We start from the raw sequence: 17,993 nt of genomic DNA on the forward strand, positions 1-17,993 counted from the left end.
CTTATACACAGCTGGAAATATCGTGACTAACTATGGATCTTCAAGCGTTGTGGCAAGCTTCACTAGGTGAACTTGAGCTCTCTCTCACGAAAGCAAATTTCACGACCTGGTTTAAAAATACCTACTTAGCCCAGATCGAAGGCTCAAAAGCGACCGTTTGTGTCCCAAACACATTCACACAAGCTTGGTTACAAAAGAAATATAACGATCAAATTGTTCGTGCTTTGCGTAATGCGTCCAATCTACCTGTCCGTGAGATCGTTTATCGCGTTGAGGTGAAAAACACTACTCAAATCGCTTTAGAAAACACCCCCGCACCAACAGCGAGCGGCATGTACAGCGAATCTTCACAGGCATTTGCTACCGAAGCCCCTGTATCTACACCACAAACACATTCTTCTAACGATATTGGGCTTAATCCTCGCTATCTTTTTAATGCGTTTATTGTAGGTAAAGGCAATGAGCTTGCTCATGCCGCCTGCCAAGCCGTTGCAAGTAAAATCGGTGAAGTCTATAACCCATTATTTATCCATGGTGATGCTGGTATGGGTAAGACACATCTTGTTCAAGCTATTGGGCATCACGTCTTACAAACAAACCCAAATGCGAAAGTTCGTTATGTTTCTTGCGAACGTTTTGCAAATGAATTCATTCAATCGGTACGCAGTGGTCGCATGAATGAATTTAAAGATCGTTATCGTTTGGTAGATGTGCTCCTTATTGATGATATTCAATTCTTACAAGGCAAAGAAGGTACACAAGAAGAGTTTTTCCATACCTTTAACGCACTTCATCAAGCAAATAAACAGATTGTTATTACATCGGATCGTCCACCAAAAGACATTCAAACGCTCGAAAGTCGTCTCCAATCGCGTTTTGAATGGGGCATGATGGCAGACATCTCAAAACCTGATTTTGAAACACGTGTGGCAATCTTGCAGGCAAAAACACGCGAAAAGAACTATCCACTCTCTGTTGATATTCTTCACACAATCGCAGGATCCATTCAATCAAATATTCGTGAGCTTGAGGGAGCATTAAATAAAATCATCGCCTACCATCAATTTAAAAACATTCCTCCAACGCTTGAATCTGTACAGCCATTATTACAGAGCTTCACGCCTACCATTACCAAGCGTTCGATCACTCCAAAACTTCTTTTAGAGACGGTAAATACCTACTTTGATATCACCATGGAAGAAATGCTTGGTAAAAGCCGTGAAAAGCGCCTCGCTCATCCAAGACAAATCGCCATGTACATGCTGAGAGAAGAGATTAAGTGCTCTTATCCTGCTATCGGTGACCAGGTTGGTGGACGTGATCACACCACCGCAATGCATGCCTGCGAAAAAATCACGAACCTCATCAAGACCGATGAGCAACTCAAGCAAGACATCACTCTTCTACGAGAAAAGATCTATAATCAGAGTCATTAACATGTTAAGCGGAGGATAAACCCAGGTTATCCACATTATCTGGGGATAACTATCTGTTTTTCACAAGATTAGACCTCGCGATCAAAGCTTTATTTCTTAAAGCAGTGGTCGCGAGGTCTTGTGTATAAAGCTGTGTGTTTATGGGTCTAAAGCTTGTGGATGAAGAAAGGATAACTTTGATCACTTTAAATGATGTAGCGACTAGTACACAGCGAGTCCCTTATAGGTGCACAGAGCTTGTGGGTAAATAAACTTAGATACTTGCCTAAGCATAGCGGTTATTTGAGCTATCCACACTGTCCACACCCCTTACTATTACTACTGTTTTTATACATAACTTGATTCTTCTAACCCGGGATGAAAAGATCTTCTTATCGATATGCATATAGCTTGTACCCAAGAAAACCTCTTACAAGGTTTATCACTCGTGAGTCATATCACGGCCAAACAAACAAACCTTCCTATCCTAGGAAATGTCTTATTAAAGACTGAGGGAGGTGGTTTAAAATTATTCTCTACAAATCTTGAGATGGCGATTAGCGCTCAAGTTCGTGGAGTTGTTGAAGCACAAGGAGAATTTACCGTCCCTGCAAAACTTCTACAGGATTATATTTCGCTCCTCCCTTCGGGTAAGGTGGAGCTTATTGTGAAGGATGATATTTTAGAGGTACGAGCCCATGGTTCATCAACGACGATGAGGGGGATGCCTAGCTCTGAGTTTCCACTTATCCCGAAACTCGCTTTAGATGCTGGCTACCAGATCAATGCCGAAGCGCTCAAACTCGCCATTTCGCAAACAGTCTTTGCTGTATCAGCTTCGGAGGCTCGCCCAGAGCTTGGTGGTGTCGCTTGTTTCTTTAATAGCGAGAACGAAGAAGAGAAAGTGGTTTTTGCTGCCACAGATTCTTATCGTTTGTCAGAGCGTATTTTTCATATCGAAGGTGGTAGTAAAGAAGCGAAGCACTGTATTGTCCCTTCTCGAGCAATGCAAGAAATGGGACGTATTATCTCTGCGTATAAAGACGATGTTGATATGCCTGAAACAATCGACTGGTCTATTACAGAAAGTCAGATGGTGATGACCTACGGTAAAGTTGAGCTTATCTCGAGGCTTATCGAAGGGAGTTTTCCTCCCTACCGACAAATCATGCCTTCTGAAAGTAAAACAAAATGTATTGTTGCTAAGTCAGAGCTTCAAAAAGCGATTAAAGCTGCTTCATTATTTGCTCGCCAAGGGGTATTTGATATCCATGTAGAGATCGATGCAACCAAAGGTATGACAATTTCGTCCTCTGATACTGGGACAGGAGCTCATAGCTCGACCCTGAAGGCCGATATAAGCGGAGAATCAGTAAACAAGGTAATACTCAACTACAAATACTTCTCAGATGGTCTGAGCGTCCTCACAGGCGATCAAGTAGAATTTCAATGTATTGATGGAATGAATCCCGTTACACTCTCAAGTAAAGGCACCGAAGGATTTAGTTATATCATCATGCCTATTCGCTCATAATGAGCGATATTGATGAGGATAAGTTATCCACTTATACATAAAAAGTTATACACAAAGCCCCCAATTGGGGGCTTTGTTATTACGGGGTTATTTTTAGTTGTTCGGTTACTAAGTCTATAGTTTCACCATCTTTTTGTGTCGCTTCTGCTTCTACCGTGTACTCGCCGGTAGCTGGTCCAGCAGAGAGCGTGAAACCCGTCTGCTCTTCTGTAGGAAATTGTATCGACCCTACAAGAATACGTTCACTGGTGTCTTTGTTAACTAGAGTGACGGTTATTCTTTGATAGCGCGTTGGTTGATCCGAGTGAATGATAAATGATCTCGGAAACGAAGACCTAGACCATCGTTCATTTCGTTGTGGTGAAAGAAGATTAAAGCCAGAGAGTGAGGCATCGGGAGCTGCCGTAAGATTGATTTGAATAACCTTTTCATCAAAGGCGCCCAACTCGTCTTCTGCACGTATCTTTAGTGTTCTGTAACCAGATTCAATGCTATTTGGGATTGTTGCGTAAATAGTCCAAGGGTAATTGTTCGCTGTACCAATAAGGATGTCATCTATTGTGACGGATACGGTTTTTATTGTTCTTGGTGATTCTACCGAGGTTTGTATCGTAAGATTTCGACTCGATATAGTTGTATTATCTTGAGGTGATTGAATGGTGAGATTTGGTTTATTTTCTGGCGTAAATAGATCGTCGCTTTCTGTTGGTGCTGTTGATGTCGCCATCCATTGTGTCTTTTGTACGTAGGACTGAACACCTGCCTCCCAGTTAACAAATTGCGGATCAGCGGCAGGATTAACAGGGTTCGGACCTAGTGGATTGTCTTTATCAATGTAATAAAGAATTGTATGCGCTTCATGTACTAAGCGTTCTTCAACAAGATCAGGAGGGGTAAATTCGGTTGCGAGTTTATTGTTTAATTTATTTACCTTAACAAGTCTCTCTACGTTTTGACCAAGGATGGCGAGTTTATCGGTATTCGATGGTGCTGGTTTGATAAACGTTTCTTTTTCCATTCCTTGTGTAGCGCGACGCATATAGTTTTGCCAGATAGGTGCAGCGATAATGGAGCCGTCAGCACCACTCTTCATTTCTTTTCCGTCGGTATTACCTACCCAGACAACGCTTACGAGGTTTGGTGTAAATCCTGCTGTCCACGCATCTTTATTGTTATTTGTTGTACCAGTTTTAGCTGCCACTTGGCGGTCCGGTAAGGTGAGGCTGTTTTTGCTACCAAAGATAAATGTACGAGCATTATTATCGGACATAATATCTGTAAGCAGTCTTGCAACCTGTGGTTCGACAACCTGTTTTGCTTCGGGGTCTTTCCATTCTTCAAGAACAGTACCATCAGGCTTTTCTACCTTAAGAATGGCAGCGATAGGTTTTTGTTTGCCGTCTTGAGCAAATGCCGCAAAGGCATTTGCATGCTCAAGAGCCGTAACAGTACCGCCACCAAGTCCAATTGATAAGCCAAAATCAGAACGGTTTTCAAAGGTGGTATAACCAAGTTTTTCTGCAAAATCGATAACACCGCCTACGCCAACAAGATAGGTTGCTTTTACCGCAGGGATATTAAGTGAACCAGCTAAAGCAGACCGTAAGGTAACAGGACCATGCTCTCTAAAGTCATAGTTTTTTGGTTCATAGTTTCCAACGTCTGTTTTAAACGTCGTAAGAACATCCCAGATTTTTGTTTCTGGAAGGTAGCCTTTCTCAAAAGCTGCAGCATAAATAATAGGTTTAAAGCTAGAACCTGGTTGGCGATTACGACTCAATGTTACGTTTACTTCACCTTGAATACTTTTATCAAAGTAATCTTTAGAACCAACCATGCTCATGATTTGACCTGTTTTAGGGTCAAGAGCGATAAGTGCTGCATTGCTAAAGTTATAACGAGCGCCACGACTCTCTACGCCTTTTACAATTTCATCTTCGGCGATTTTTTGTTTATCGTAATCGATCGTTGTGATGACTTTAAGTCCACCGCGTTCTACGGTGCTGATTCCATATCGTTCAACAAGCTCACCTTTTACATACATCACAAAGTGTGGAGCTTCGATATTGCCAACGGTACGAGGTTTAAGTTTTTTTAATGTATCAACAGCAACGTTAGCATCATATTCTTCTTGGTTGATGTAATCTTGTTCTTTCATTTTTTCTAAAACAAGATGTTGTCTATTTTTTAGCGCCTCACGCTGATCGCCGTAGTAACCGTTGCCATAAGGGTTAAAGTATTCAGGACGCTGAATAATCGCAGCAAGAAAAGCAGATTCATCAATCGTTAAGTCTTTTGCGGATTTGCCAAAATATGATTGTGAAGCAGACTCAATACCATAGAGGTTTGAGCCAAACGGAATTTCGTTAAGATAGAGCTGAATGATTTGTTCTTTGCTTAACTTGCGTTCGATTTGTAATGAGATGATAACTTCTTTAATTTTTCTGATCCACGAACGTTCGGTAGTAAGAATGGCATTACGTACGAGTTGTTGCGTAAGTGTTGAAGTACCAGAAATGCGTTGGCCTTTAAGAGTGTTTACGATAACAGCACGCGCTAAGCCAAACCAGTAGATACCATTATGTTCATAAAAGCCACGATCTTCGATAGAGATAACAGCTTGATACATTGATTTTGGAATATCTTCATAAGCAATCAATGTTCGTTTTTCATCACCGTGAATTTCGTATAAAAGGTGGGTTCCGGTGCGATCATAGATCTGCGTGGACTGGGCAACCTCTCTTGTAATCAAAGAATTAGGGTCCGGAAGGTCGCGACTTACCCAAGCAGCGAAAACCGTGAAAACAAATAATGAAAGCGCGAATAATCCAAGCGCAATAAGGCTAAGAGGTCTGATAATCCGCCAAAACTTGGTCCATTGGCGTCCGGAGGGCTTTTTTACGTTCATTTCATTTGGCATATTTGGCTAACGTTAGCGAAAAAACAGAGGTTTAACCTTGACTTTTCTTGTCAAAAATAGTATAATGATTGTCCCAAATTGGGAAATCTATGATTAAGCCTACAAACCAAGTGTACCAAACTCCAGTGAAAAAAGCGCTTGTAATTGCTGTTCTTGTCGCGCTTTCTGCTACCGAAGTCCGCGTTCCGGTTGCTGAGGCAGCATCTTCTCTTCCTAACACTCAAGTTTCAACGATTGATACGGCTATTAATGACAACGTTGAAGAAGCCTCCCTTTACTATGCGACTAATATCCATGGTGAAGCAGAAAAAGAAGAAGTAACTCCTGTTAAAACCATGTATATGGATATGACAGCTTATACTTCTGCACCTAATGAAACAGACGGTTCTCCGTTTATTACCGCTGATGGTTCAGTTGTTCGTGACGGTATTGTTGCAACAAACGCCTTACCATTTGGAACGAAAGTTCGTATTCCATCCCTTTTCGGTGATAAGATCTTTACCGTTCATGATCGTATGAATCAACGTTATTACTATCGCGTTGATGTATGGATGACAACAAAAAAAGAAGCTTTTACCTTTGGTGTAAAGCGTAAAGTCGAAATCGAAGTTATCGAAATGGGTGATGGTAAGAAAAACTGGGATCAATGGAAAAACAAAACCGCTGAGTTAAACCGTGTTGGTAAATACGGTCCTAAACCAGAAGAAGAAGGTATTTGGTTATAAGCCATCTACCAAATCAAAAAATCCTCCTTTCGGAGGATTTTTTGTTGGAGGCGTGGGCGAGAATCGAACTCGCGAATAAAGGTTTTGCAGACCTCTGCCTTACCACTTGGCTACCACGCCCCGTAAAACAGCTACGCTGTCACGGGGCGGTGCCCCGATCCCGTGCTTTATAGCTGTTTTTTAAAAGACTCGCAAGATACAAAAACGGCGCATCAGGGTTTAATCCCAGGTGCACCGTTTAAGGCTCGATTCCACAAGCGAAGTAAGTATATCAAAATCTTGTAAAAGCACGCAAGTTTTCGGGGATGGAATGTGGATAACTTATTATAGTAGGTTTTATATTATTTTTCGTTAGAGAAACGTTTCTTTTTTTCTCCGCAAACGGCACACTACCTTTATGAGACCAAAGTTATTTTTACTTGATGCAAATGCGCTTTTGCATCGATCGTGGCATGCAATACGCCCACTCACGAGTCCGGATGGACGCACAGTGAACTGTGTTTACGGTATGACGATGAGCGTGATGAAGCTTATTGAACGCTATAAGCCGGATGCATTCGCTGCTTGTTGGGATACAGAAGCACCTACATTTCGACACGAAGCTTATAAAGAATACAAAGGACATCGTAAAGAAAAAGAACAAGATCTTTACGATCAAATCCCTTGGGTCAAAGAAGGTTTTGATGCATTAGGAATCCCCTCGCTTTTTCTTGATGGATATGAAGCCGATGATTTGCTCGGTACGATTGGTGCACGTGCGGTCAAAGAAGGTTTTGATGTTACGATTATTACTGGTGATCGTGATGCGCTTCAATTAGTAAGACCACACCTCGAAGTGATGTTATTTGTAAAAGGTGTTACCGAAGTGAAGATTGTTAATGAAAAGGTTCTGTTAGAAGAATATGGATTTACACCAGAGCAATTTATAGATTTTAAAGCGATTCAAGGTGATGCATCAGATAATATCCCAGGAATACGTGGTATTGGTGAAGTTGGTGCAAAATCTCTTTTGAAACATTTTGGTTCTATGGATGGAATCATTAAGGCAGCCCATGATCCAATATCAGAGATGCGCGCTAAAAATAGAGAAGCGATACTAAGCGCCGAGAAAGAGATCCCAGCTATTTTGGACCTTGTGAGAATTCGTCTCGATGTTCCTTATAAATGGGATATTGATAAACATCTATTGCTAAGCAAAAATGCAGAAGCAAGAACTTTTTTGCTATCAATGGGATTTGTTTCTTTGTTAAAACGCCTTGATGATTTAGAAGGTAAAGGTACTTCGTCTATTAAAGCTGATTCAGAAAAAAAGAAAAAACCATCTAAATCTGTTTTAGCATATGATGCGATGAATGAATCTTCTAACGAAGAAAAATCTTTTAAAGCAGAGACAAAAGGTGGTTTATCGATGAATGAAATAAAGAGTCGTTTACAAAAAGCAAAACATATTGCCCTTGGTATTGTGTGGGAAGATGCATCTATCCCAGCGGTAAAAGCAAAAGCGATGGCATTGTTTTGTACGGATGGTGAATCTACCTTTTTACTACAAGCGAATGAATTAAAACAAGACCCAGCGTTTTTTTCTGCTTTGGATAAAAAGGTTATTGCTCATGATACAAAAGCCGTGATGCATGGACTACGCATGCTTGGTGTACAAAATCCTCAATGGGATTTTGATACAATGCTAGCAGCTTATGTGCTGAATGCTGGTGAACGCTCTCATGATTTAAGAACCGTTGCGTTGGCTTATGCGGATATTACTTTAGCAACCGAACCTACAATTGCAGAACAAGTATTAGCCGCCTGGCATTGCACTGAGCCTCTAAAAAAAGCGTTAAAAAATGAGAAATTAACGGAGGTTTTTGAACGTTTTGAGCTACCTTTGGCGCCTGTGCTTTGTAAGATGGAGGCTGAAGGTATTGAGATAGATACGGTCTATCTACATACGTTGGCAAAAGAATTACGTACGGAGCAAGAAAAACTCCTTAAGTTGATGCAAAGTATTGCAGGTACAGACTTAAACCCAGCATCACCTGCGCAACTATCACATGTATTGTTTGAATTACTAGCATTACCAACAAAGGGTATTAAAAAAGGAAAGACAGGATTTTCTACAGCTGCAAGTGAATTAGAAAAGCTTCGAGGGTCACACGAAATTATTGAATACATAGAAAACTATCGCGAGGTATCAAAACTGCTTTCAACTTACGTCGAAGTTATCCCTACGCTTGTTGATAAGCATCATCGTTTACACACAACCTTTCAACAGGCTGTTGCTGCAACGGGGCGTTTATCTTCTGCAGACCCTAATGTTCAAAACATTCCAATTCGTACCGAACTTGGTCGAAAGGTACGTACAGCATTTAAAGCAAAAGAAGGTTTTGAGCTTATTGCATGTGATTATTCGCAAATCGAATTACGTTTAATTGCTTCTCTCGCACAAGATAAACAAATGATTGAAGCCTTTAAAAAAGGGTTAGATATTCACACGGCTACCGCTTCGAGAATATGGAATATCCCACTTGATGAGGTTACAAAAGAGCAAAGGCGCTCTGCAAAGGCTATTAACTTTGGAATTATCTATGGTCAAGGCCCAGTAGGTTTATCGCAAACAGCAGGAATCACGTTTGCAGAAGCTAAACAGTTTATTGCAAATTATTTTGAAGCATATCCAGGTATTAAAAAATACTTGGATGAAACAAAGGTGTTAGCAAAGAAGCAGGGTTATATTGAAACAATTTATGGACGTCGTCGTCCCCTACCTGAGCTAGAATCAGATATGGCGATGTTGCGTGCGTCCGGCGAACGAATGGCAATTAATATGCCTGTACAAGGTACAGCTGCAGATATTATTAAGTTAGCGATGTTAGAAGTAGATAAAAAATTACCAACGGTATCACCAAAAGCACGTATGCTTTTACAGGTGCACGATGAATTAGTATTTGAAGTGCCTAAAAACGAACGCGAGCAGGTAGCAACCTTTGTTGTTGATATTATGGAGCATGTTGCAGATGTTGGTGTCCCACTTCTTGTTGAGTCAAAGTATGGCAAGAACTGGGAAGAGATGATAAAGCTATAATATGCTTATTATTTGCTCAGGAGCTGATAGTTATAAGGCTTTACAAAAGGCTATTGAATTAGAGCATGCCTATAAAACAAAACATGATCCAAGCGGACTTTCAATTGAGCGCTGTGAGCCGGGTCAATCCCCTGTCCAGTTTTTGCAAGAACGCTTAGGAGTGGGGTCATTGTTTGCAAAAAGATCGTTCTTAAGAGTTTCTGGGTTATTAAAAGTAAAAGCATCAGAAAAGAAAATTCTTAAAAAACTATTAGATCATCCAGATGAGATGACGATTATTGTTGATCTTGAAGAAGGTTCATTAAAAATGTCTGACGTTGATGGTTTTACAGAAGCTGCAGGTATTGTCCGGTATGACTTTCCAGAAACCAAAGGTGCGGTTTTTGCAAAGTGGCTTACAGAATATGCATCAACCATTAACGTAGATGATAAGGAGCTAATAAAAAAGATTTCACGAATGTATGATGGTGACTCATGGGGCGCAATCAACGCTCTCATCCAGGCTTCATGTGGGTATCCTCTTGATGAGATCACACAAGAAGCAGACTCAACCTATCAATATGTTGACGCTGTCTTAAGAAACCAAAAACAACGGTATCAATACGATGCCTATAAGCAATTTGATAGCGCGACACTGGCGCTTATACTCCAACAAGCCTCTCAAGCAGAACGAATAAAAAATAATGACAGCACGGGTATTCATCCGTTTGTTGCAAGTAAGTTAAAAACTATCGGTGACTCCTCTGCTCTTGCTTTGATATCAGCGATAGAATCTCATGCCTTGGTAAGATCAGGTCATGCGACTGACACCGAAGTAAATACGATGTTTTGAGAAATAAAAAAACCTCCGTTTATCGGAGGTTTTTTTTATTTACTTTGTTGCAACGGATTTCATTGCAGCGCTTACTAAGCGACGTGCTTTGTTCTTATGGATAACAAAGTTCTTGCTAGCTTTTGCGCTAGCGCTTTGAAGTTTGACCACAAGTTCTTTTGTTTGTGGTTCACCTTTCTTAACAGCTTCTTTAAGCTGTTTAGTAAGGCTTTTTACATGGGTCTTCATGCGGGCGTTGCGCACTGCGCGACGAGCGTTTTTACGAAGATCCTTAATGGCTGCATGCTTTTGTGGCATAATGTTAGCGCAAAGATAAGTTAAATGTGGGATGATGTCAAGGATGCATCAATTTGTTGACGGTATTTTTCGCTAAACGTACACTCTTTTTTACCTATAACGTGTTTAAATCGTCTCTAAGACTTTTAAAGGTAGTTAACATCCTGTTTAATTTATCATTTTTTGATTCTGGGTTGGTGTTTAAGATTAGTTAGTGGCTTCTGGTAACTAATAGATTATTTGTACAAGTGTTTTACGACACATAAAACAAGACTCATTGTTCGTATATAAATGTTTCTGTAGTTCAATGGATAGAACAAGGGACTCCTAAGCCCTAGATCGTGGTTCGACTCCACGCAGAAACACCACGTAAAAACCGTAGCTAAAACCTGCGGTTTTTTCGTACGGTTCACGTGGCGTGGCCTGTTGCTCGCTTTTTAAGCATCTAGCAGCAGCTACTTGATTTTTCTCTTAAAATATGCTATATTTAAATTATTGCTAAATACTAAATAGCAAAAAACAAATATAAAGTATGGGTATGGAAACATATGCTCAACGACCGGTGATGAGAGACATGTCTCAACATAAGTCAGGTTCTTCTACAGGTGATCATCGAGAAAAAATAATGGCTCTCGATGGACCAAAGTATCCTGATATGAAGATAGGTACACCATATGATGAATTCGATGATCTTACAGATGCTAAATATGGTGAAGAAAGGCTTTTGAAGCCTGCTAAAACCCCAAAAGAAGAGAGAACCCGCGCGAAATATATTCGTGACAACAAAGGGGTTATGAAAGAAATAAAAATAACTCCGTACAGAAGCCATCTCGACAAGCCTCAAAAACCAAGACAGTTAAACTAATACTAAATACAAAAAGTTATGCCACAAGGATCATTTCATGGCGCAGAATCACTTCACTTGCAGCCAGCTAAAAACATAGCAGGTACAACTGTGCCCGCAGATAAGGCTATTGAGGATTATCATAAACATCACGGAGATCCATCTAAGGCCTGATACAGAAAGTGATTTTGACCCACGTAAGTTAACAATGGTGGGTGAGGGTATCGGAAAAGGTCCAAACCATACCTTTTATAAGGTAAGAAATTTTAAAGGTAAGGTATTCGCTAAGCGATTCTAGTGGTAGATAAAAAAACAACCGACATGCTTGTCCGGTTGTTTTTTTGTTTTACATGAAACTATCCACAGGTATTTTTGTGTTTCACAAGAAACAAATTCTTTGCAGGTATAAGCTGTGTATACCGAGCTAAATACAGTCTTAAGTACCATGCTATCTGTGGATATTCATATGATTACGATATACACATGTTGATATCTAGTATATTTTGATCAAGATTTACAATGAAAGAGGTATTCAGATGTTGGTAAGTACAGAAAAAGTGTATAAACATGTGGATAATGTTTCATATGAAACAATTTTCATCACTACCAACTGTTGATAAGCATGTGTACAAATTTAAGCTGTGGATAATGTTTCATATGAAACAAAAGTTTATATACAAACTTCACGTATTCAGAGCTGGGTTGGTTTTCATATCACATCTACAAGCGGGTCTTGTTTTCTTTATCAACCGAAATACTGGGTTGTAATCAATCTTATGGATATATGTGTTTGTATTCCCAATCTTTGTTTGTTTGAATATTCGTTTAAGTTGCTGGATATCAAAAAAAAATAGAACGACCAGACTCGAGTGTTGAGTCTGGCCGTGAGGTGATCATGAAGCGTTGGTAGAACCGATGCCTCAATTGCGCTGAGCACGTTCCGTGAGTGGAGGTGCGGCTGTGAGTTCTAGAAGTGTATAACAAGGAGAATAATTGTCAACAAATATACAGTGTGTCTTTGCATATAATATTGTACGACGCTAGTAAACTGTGCTAAATAGAGCGAAATTTTTATGAATGGTTAAAAATACTATATAATAGATATATCTTTAACTATGCGTTTTTTGCATTATTCTCTGAGTGCTCTTGTGAGCGTACTCCTTACCGTCTCGCCAGTCATGGCGATGACGAGTACGAACTATCAAATCAATTGGGATGATATGGCTGCGGGAGGCGCAGATTTTGGATCCAGTGCCAATTATCTTGTGCATGATACTCTTGGTGATGTTGCTGCAGGCGCTGGTTCTAGTGTGAATTATCGATTATCAGCCGGATATCGTATACCAGAAACAACAAATATCTTGGGTTATGAGGTAAAAGCACGATCCGCAAGTCCTTCGACGTCGTGGTCTTCGTTTAATGGAGTTGATCAGGTGACAGTTGCTTCAGCTGCTGGTTTTTCGATAGGGGATCTTATTGCGGTAATAGAAGATATCGGGCTATCACAACTTGTTGCTATCGGTAGAATCTCAAATATCGCAGGCACTTTAATAACAGTTGATCGATTTGACGGTGATTCAGGTATTATCTCAGTAGTTTCAGCTGGTGGAGATGATAGAGTTTATCGTTTATCTGCAGCATCTCTCGCCTTGGGTTCGGTAACGGATTCTACAGCCGCGGTTGGTGTAGTTGGTACGAATGTGATTTCAAGTGTTCCTACGGGTTATTCGCTTTATGTACACGGTAATCATTTAATGCAAAGTGGTGCTGAAACAATCGACGAAGTATTGGATGGGTCAGTCACCGTAGGTTCCGAAGAATTTGGCGCTAGTGTAACGGGTCCAGGGGCAATAAATGCGGGTACCGATCTTGGAGTCACAACAACATTACGTTTAGTGCAAACAAATGCCGTCGCTACAGGTGGTGAGGGTGATAAACTTGGTTTCTCGTATAAGCTTACCGTTGCACCAGGTACGGTAAACGGTAGTTATACTCAAGATACGTACTATACCTTGGTAGCAAATTACTAGTATGTTTCACACGCGTTCATTATTTGCATTGATTGTATCGTTTAGCTTTTTATTGGTCATGCCTACAAAGTCTCATGCGCTTACCGTGGGCCCTGCGATTACAGATATTTCGCTTGATGCAGGGATGGTAACTACTACCAATATCGTTGTGGGTAATAATGACGCAATTTACAAAACATTTGATTTTTCTACGGAAACATTTGAAGCTGATGGTGATAAGGGTCAATCACGTTTTTTAGGAAAGACTGGCGCTGCCAACTGGTTTATTATGGATGCATCGGTAACCTTGCAGCCAGGTGAAAATAGAAAAGTACCCATCTCTCTACGTGTTCCTCAAGATGTCACGCCTGGGAGTTATCAAGTTGTTGTTTTTATAACAGAGCGTGGTTCTACCGAGTCTGGAGTAACAAATCTACAGAGAATCGGTGTCTTATTTTTTCTAATGGTACAAGGTGATACGAATGTTGTTTGGAGTGAGCCAGAGTTTCAGCAAGTATTTTCTCAGGTTGTTAGCTTTGGAAATACTTTTCGTGTGGGATTAGAAAATAAGGGTAATACCTACGGTGTACCTTCGGGGACTATTGAGATTGCTTCGCTCTTTGGCACTTCAAAAAAAATTTCACTTAATCCTCAGCAGGTTCGCGTATTGCCAGGTAGTAAACGGTCGTATGTCGTTGGTTTTGGTGATACTCGTGCACCTAAAACGTTTGTCGAGCGTATAAAGCAAGAGTGGACGCATTTTGCTATTGGTCCCTATACCGCTAAAATGCAATTAGACGGCTATCCTGAGGTTCTTGAAACGTCATTTATTGTTTTGCCAACAGCGCTCATAAGTATTTTTACCGGTATCCTTCTATTGTTATTGGTTGTTATTACCTGGGCAAAATACGTGAGACGTACTGTTTGATCAGGTATCAATCCATAAAGAGTTGTCTCAAGTCTTGATGGATGGTTACCCGATATGAAACATACTTTTTTTCGCTCATTACTGAGCTCTTTATTGTTACTTGTATTGTCTATTGGCAATGCGACTCCTGTTTTTGCTGCGCAACTCACAGGACGTAGTGATGTAATGACGCGCCAAGCGCCTGCGATTGGCTCAGATCATGAGATTCGTTTTATCACGCCTACGGGTGTTGATGCCCCAACGGATACGATCACTTTGCAATTCGCAAGTGACTTTGATCTCACGGGTATTACCGCGGCGGACATAGACCTACTTCATGGTCCTATTACCGGCCTTGAAATATCCGAAACGATTGCTGCTGCCGCGGCTGCTGGTGTTTGGGGTGCTGGCGTTAGTGGTCAAACCATTACTCTTACGGCGCCAACAAATGCAGCAATTGGAGAAATTACCGCAACTCATATCGTAACGATTCGAATCGGAAACAATGCTGGTGGTGCAAATCAGATCATCAACCCTGGCCCAGGAGCGGGTGGTGCTCCAAGAACCATGTGGATTGCCGGAACATTTGGCGATACAGGAATTATTGAAATCCCATTTGCTCAACCTACAAATAATGATGCGATCGCTATAACAGCAACCGTTGGTGCTGTTATTGGCGGCGGTGGAGGCGGCGGTGGAGGGTGTGTTGGTATTGCCTGCGGTGATACTCAAGGGCCGATTATTTCGAATATTCGCGTTGTAAATATTACGTCGTCAACAGCAATGGTATTGTGGGATACAGACGAGCCAGCAACGACAGCGTTTTATTATGGATTAACCACAGGTTATACGGGAGGATTTATTGGTGATGGTACGCTAGTAACATCGCATAGTGTTTCGTTAACAAATCTTACGCCTGAAACGCTTTATCATTTTCGTATTAATGGTACGGATGGGCTAGGTAATACTTCAGTAACCTTAGATAATACTTTTACAACGCTTGCGCTAGATACACCTGTAGAAGCGCTTATTATAAGTAATGTACGCTCAATTCTTATTACGGATAGCACGGCTGCTATTACGTGGAATACAAATATCGCTGCAGATAGTAAAGTAGATTATGGAATTTCTGATGCCTACGGTTTTGTGGTTGTACGCGGGACACTTGATACCGTTCATCAATTGGATTTGAGTGGTCTCACTCCTAATACGACCTATCATTTTCGAGTCACATCAGAGACGGGGTTATCTAACGCTGTAACGGGAGATTTTATTTTTCAAACACTTGCCGATACAAACCCACCAGCGAACCCACAAAATTTTGTTGCTGTAGGAGATTTTCTCCAAAATACCCTTCAATGGGTTAATCCTAATGTAGGCGATTTTTCTCATGTAAGAATTCTTGCGAGAACAGATAGATATCCGAATAATCCAAATGATGGCGTTTTAGTCTATCAAGGTAATAATCAAAATGCGATTCATAATGGTTTGGTTGCAGGGCAAGTCTATTACTATGCGAACTTTGCCTATGATTTGAGTGGTAATCGTTCGTCAGGCGCTTTAGCTCAAGCGACACCGTTTGGTTTAACTGAAACGCCAACCAGTACGCCGCCTTTACCAACAAATCCTCCAGTCACTGATCCAGGTACTAGTCCTGGAGGTGAGAATCCTACAACAGGCGCCGTAACATCAACGCCAGAAGTACCTACCGTTACTACCACCGAACCAGGAACGGATATTACAGATCCAGAAAAGCCAGAAATAACTGAGCCTCCAGTACAACCACCGATTCAGCCACCAGTACGCGATATTGTTATTACGCCAGTATATACTCTTGGTAATGGCTCAGTTGTTTTGGTGCCAAATACCAAGAACGAGATCAATACAGTGCCTGGTCCTGCGATTACGGTAGTTGTTCGATCAGAAGAGGTGCCAGGTAATCCGGAGACAGCAACGATTCTCGTGGGTAATGATCGATATCTATTAACAAAGCTACCAAACGGTGATTGGACGGCGAGCTTTGTTCCTGATCGTTCGGGTCAAATGCCTGCGCAAATTACGTTTGGTTATGATGATGGTTCTATCGCTCAAGCAACCACAACGATCATTACTGGCGTGCCTGGGCAAGTTATTGAGCGTGATATCCCATTTATCGGGCCTGCGCGCATGGTCGAAGGTGTTCGTATAACCGTTTATCAAAAAGTAGATGGTGAGTGGATGCAATGGTCGGGTGCTATTACAGGACAAGAACATCCATTCAAGACAAAAGCTGATGGTCTTTGGGGTTTTGTTGTACAAAATGGAGAGTATCGCGTTCTTTTTGAAAAAGAAGGATATGATACTGAGGAGAAGATCGTTACCGTTACCAATAACCTGCTTGGTTATCAGGTAGAGATAAACAAACCATTACCGGTAGATGTGAATATTATCGGAATCATTACTACAGCTGTTGCGATAGCAAATATCGCGACAGTAGCAAGTCTTTTAAACTATCTTTGGTATCTCTTAACGCAGCCATTTCTCATTTTCGGTGCACGTAAGCGAAAAAAGTGGGGTGTCGTCTATAATTCTATTACGAAACAAGGTATTGATTTGGTTGCCGTTCGACTTGTGCATGCAAAAACAGGTCTAACCTTACAAACGAGAGTAACGGATGAAAAAGGAAGATACTTTTTTCATGTAAAACCTGGTCAATATAAGGTTGTTGCGGTAAAGGCGGGGTACGTATTTCCGAGTGTCATAGTTAAAGATGTTAAAGAAGACGATGAGTATCTTGATGTTTATCATTCCGAAGAGGTTGCTGTTGAAGCAGAAGCAGACCTCACGATGAATATCCCAATGGATCCAAACAATAAAGAGGAAACACCGGCCAAAGTTCTCTTTAAGAGTTTCTTGCGTAAGATGCAAGGATTTGTCGGTGCCTTATCACTGATTATTACCGGTATAGCCCTCATCCTTGAGCCTGGTTGGATATTGTTAGGGTTATTTTTGTTCCAGCTCGCAACGTATCTCTTGTTTAAAAAGCTTATTGCAAGTCGTAAGCCAAAAAATTGGGGTATTGTCTCTGATGTTGATAATAAGCATCCATTAGAGCGTGTAGTGATGCGTATCTATGACAAAAAATACAATAAGTTATTAGAAACACAGGTTACAGATGGCCGTGGGCGTTATGGATTCTTAGCTACGAAGAATACCTACTTTATAACGGCTGATAAGCCTGGCTATGATCGCTTTACTTCTGATGATATCGATCTTACAAAAGCAAAAGAGCTTGCTGTAGAGAAACCTGTTAAGCTAAAAAAGAAAAATATCCAACAGTAATAACAAAGGAGTGAACAAAAAGTTTTCCACTCGACATCACAGAATATCCACAATTTGTACACAATTATACGTTTTTAAAAAATCCGCTTATCATAGCGGATTTTTGTTATACGAGACCGCTTTTCCTAAAA

11 protein-coding genes and 2 tRNA genes are annotated in these 17,993 nt (G+C 40.9%); 10 read left to right on the forward strand and 3 right to left on the reverse strand.

Annotated features, from left to right (window positions below; translation table 11 throughout):
• Positions 1-32 precede the first annotated feature (32 nt).
• Both dnaA and dnaN read left to right on the forward strand, forming a co-directional pair.
• Positions 33-1,436: a chromosomal replication initiator protein DnaA gene (gene dnaA / locus H6759_05175; protein ID USN52375.1), complete on the forward strand. Its 1,404-nt coding sequence runs from the start codon at positions 33-35 to the stop codon at positions 1,434-1,436.
• A 379-nt stretch (positions 1,437-1,815) separates the two neighbouring features.
• Complete coding sequence (gene dnaN / locus H6759_05180) at positions 1,816-2,949, forward strand: DNA polymerase III subunit beta (GenBank protein ID USN52376.1); 1,134 nt, start codon at positions 1,816-1,818, stop codon at positions 2,947-2,949.
• Positions 2,950-3,028: 79 nt separating this feature from the next.
• Here the strand turns inward: dnaN and H6759_05185 are convergent, their stop codons facing one another.
• On the reverse strand, positions 3,029-5,869 hold the full coding sequence (locus tag H6759_05185; GenBank protein USN52377.1) for a penicillin-binding protein: 2,841 nt from the start codon (positions 5,867-5,869) through the stop codon (positions 3,029-3,031).
• Between the two features lie 89 nt (positions 5,870-5,958).
• Between H6759_05185 and H6759_05190 the strand changes: the two genes are divergently transcribed.
• Positions 5,959-6,594, forward strand: a complete 636-nt coding sequence (locus H6759_05190) for a 3D domain-containing protein (GenBank protein USN52378.1) — start codon at positions 5,959-5,961, stop codon at positions 6,592-6,594.
• A gap of 45 nt (positions 6,595-6,639) precedes the next feature.
• Here the strand turns inward: H6759_05190 and H6759_05195 are convergent.
• Positions 6,640-6,714: transfer RNA gene (locus H6759_05195), tRNA-Cys, on the reverse strand.
• 277 nt (positions 6,715-6,991) lie between these two features.
• Between H6759_05195 and polA the strand changes: the two genes are divergently transcribed.
• Positions 6,992-9,673 carry a DNA polymerase I gene (polA, locus tag H6759_05200; GenBank protein ID USN52379.1) on the forward strand — a complete coding sequence of 894 codons (2,682 nt, stop codon included), beginning with the start codon at positions 6,992-6,994 and terminating at the stop codon, positions 9,671-9,673.
• Between the two features lies 1 nt (position 9,674).
• Positions 9,675-10,505: a hypothetical protein gene (locus tag H6759_05205; protein ID USN52380.1), complete on the forward strand. Its 831-nt coding sequence runs from the start codon at positions 9,675-9,677 to the stop codon at positions 10,503-10,505.
• Between the two features lie 39 nt (positions 10,506-10,544).
• Here H6759_05205 and H6759_05210 read toward each other — a convergent pair whose 3' ends face one another.
• A complete protein-coding gene (locus H6759_05210; protein USN52381.1) occupies positions 10,545-10,802 on the reverse strand; it encodes a 30S ribosomal protein S20 in 258 nt (85 codons plus the stop codon).
• A 272-nt stretch (positions 10,803-11,074) separates the two neighbouring features.
• On the opposite strand from H6759_05210, the gene H6759_05215 reads away from it, so the two are divergent.
• The 5 genes from H6759_05215 to H6759_05235 all read left to right on the forward strand — a co-directional run bounded on the left by H6759_05215 (position 11,075) and on the right by H6759_05235 (position 17,862).
• Positions 11,075-11,149, forward strand: a tRNA-Arg gene (locus H6759_05215).
• Between the two features lie 170 nt (positions 11,150-11,319).
• Positions 11,320-11,646, forward strand: a complete 327-nt coding sequence (locus H6759_05220) for a hypothetical protein (GenBank protein ID USN52382.1) — start codon at positions 11,320-11,322, stop codon at positions 11,644-11,646.
• Between the two features lie 1,127 nt (positions 11,647-12,773).
• Positions 12,774-13,655 (forward strand): hypothetical protein, encoded by an 882-nt coding sequence (locus H6759_05225; GenBank protein USN52383.1) that lies wholly within the window; start codon positions 12,774-12,776, stop codon positions 13,653-13,655.
• A gap of 1 nt (position 13,656) precedes the next feature.
• Positions 13,657-14,562, forward strand: a complete 906-nt coding sequence (locus H6759_05230) for a hypothetical protein (protein ID USN52384.1) — start codon at positions 13,657-13,659, stop codon at positions 14,560-14,562.
• Positions 14,563-14,616: 54 nt separating this feature from the next.
• Complete coding sequence (locus H6759_05235) at positions 14,617-17,862, forward strand: hypothetical protein (protein ID USN52385.1); 3,246 nt, start codon at positions 14,617-14,619, stop codon at positions 17,860-17,862.
• Positions 17,863-17,993 lie beyond the last annotated feature (131 nt).

The organism is Candidatus Nomurabacteria bacterium (assembly GCA_023898425.1).
Classification (GTDB): domain Bacteria; phylum Patescibacteriota; class Patescibacteriia; order 2-12-FULL-60-25; family 2-12-FULL-60-25; genus HK-STAS-PATE-2.

Excerpts from the sequence above, each read along its gene's own strand:
- dnaN (USN52376.1), top strand. The coding sequence starts at position 1,816 with ATGCATATAGCTTGTACCCAAGAAAACCTCTTACAAGGTTTATCACTC.
- polA (USN52379.1), top strand. The coding sequence starts at position 6,992 with ATGAGACCAAAGTTATTTTTACTTGATGCAAATGCGCTTTTGCATCGA.
- H6759_05235 (USN52385.1), top strand. The coding sequence starts at position 14,617 with ATGAAACATACTTTTTTTCGCTCATTACTGAGCTCTTTATTGTTACTT.
- H6759_05230 (USN52384.1), top strand. The coding sequence starts at position 13,657 with ATGTTTCACACGCGTTCATTATTTGCATTGATTGTATCGTTTAGCTTT.
- H6759_05185 (USN52377.1), bottom strand. The coding sequence starts at position 5,869 with ATGCCAAATGAAATGAACGTAAAAAAGCCCTCCGGACGCCAATGGACC.
- dnaA (USN52375.1), top strand. The coding sequence starts at position 33 with ATGGATCTTCAAGCGTTGTGGCAAGCTTCACTAGGTGAACTTGAGCTC.
- H6759_05210 (USN52381.1), bottom strand. The coding sequence starts at position 10,802 with ATGCCACAAAAGCATGCAGCCATTAAGGATCTTCGTAAAAACGCTCGT.
- H6759_05220 (USN52382.1), top strand. The coding sequence starts at position 11,320 with ATGGAAACATATGCTCAACGACCGGTGATGAGAGACATGTCTCAACAT.
- H6759_05205 (USN52380.1), top strand. The coding sequence starts at position 9,675 with ATGCTTATTATTTGCTCAGGAGCTGATAGTTATAAGGCTTTACAAAAG.
- H6759_05190 (USN52378.1), top strand. The coding sequence starts at position 5,959 with ATGATTAAGCCTACAAACCAAGTGTACCAAACTCCAGTGAAAAAAGCG.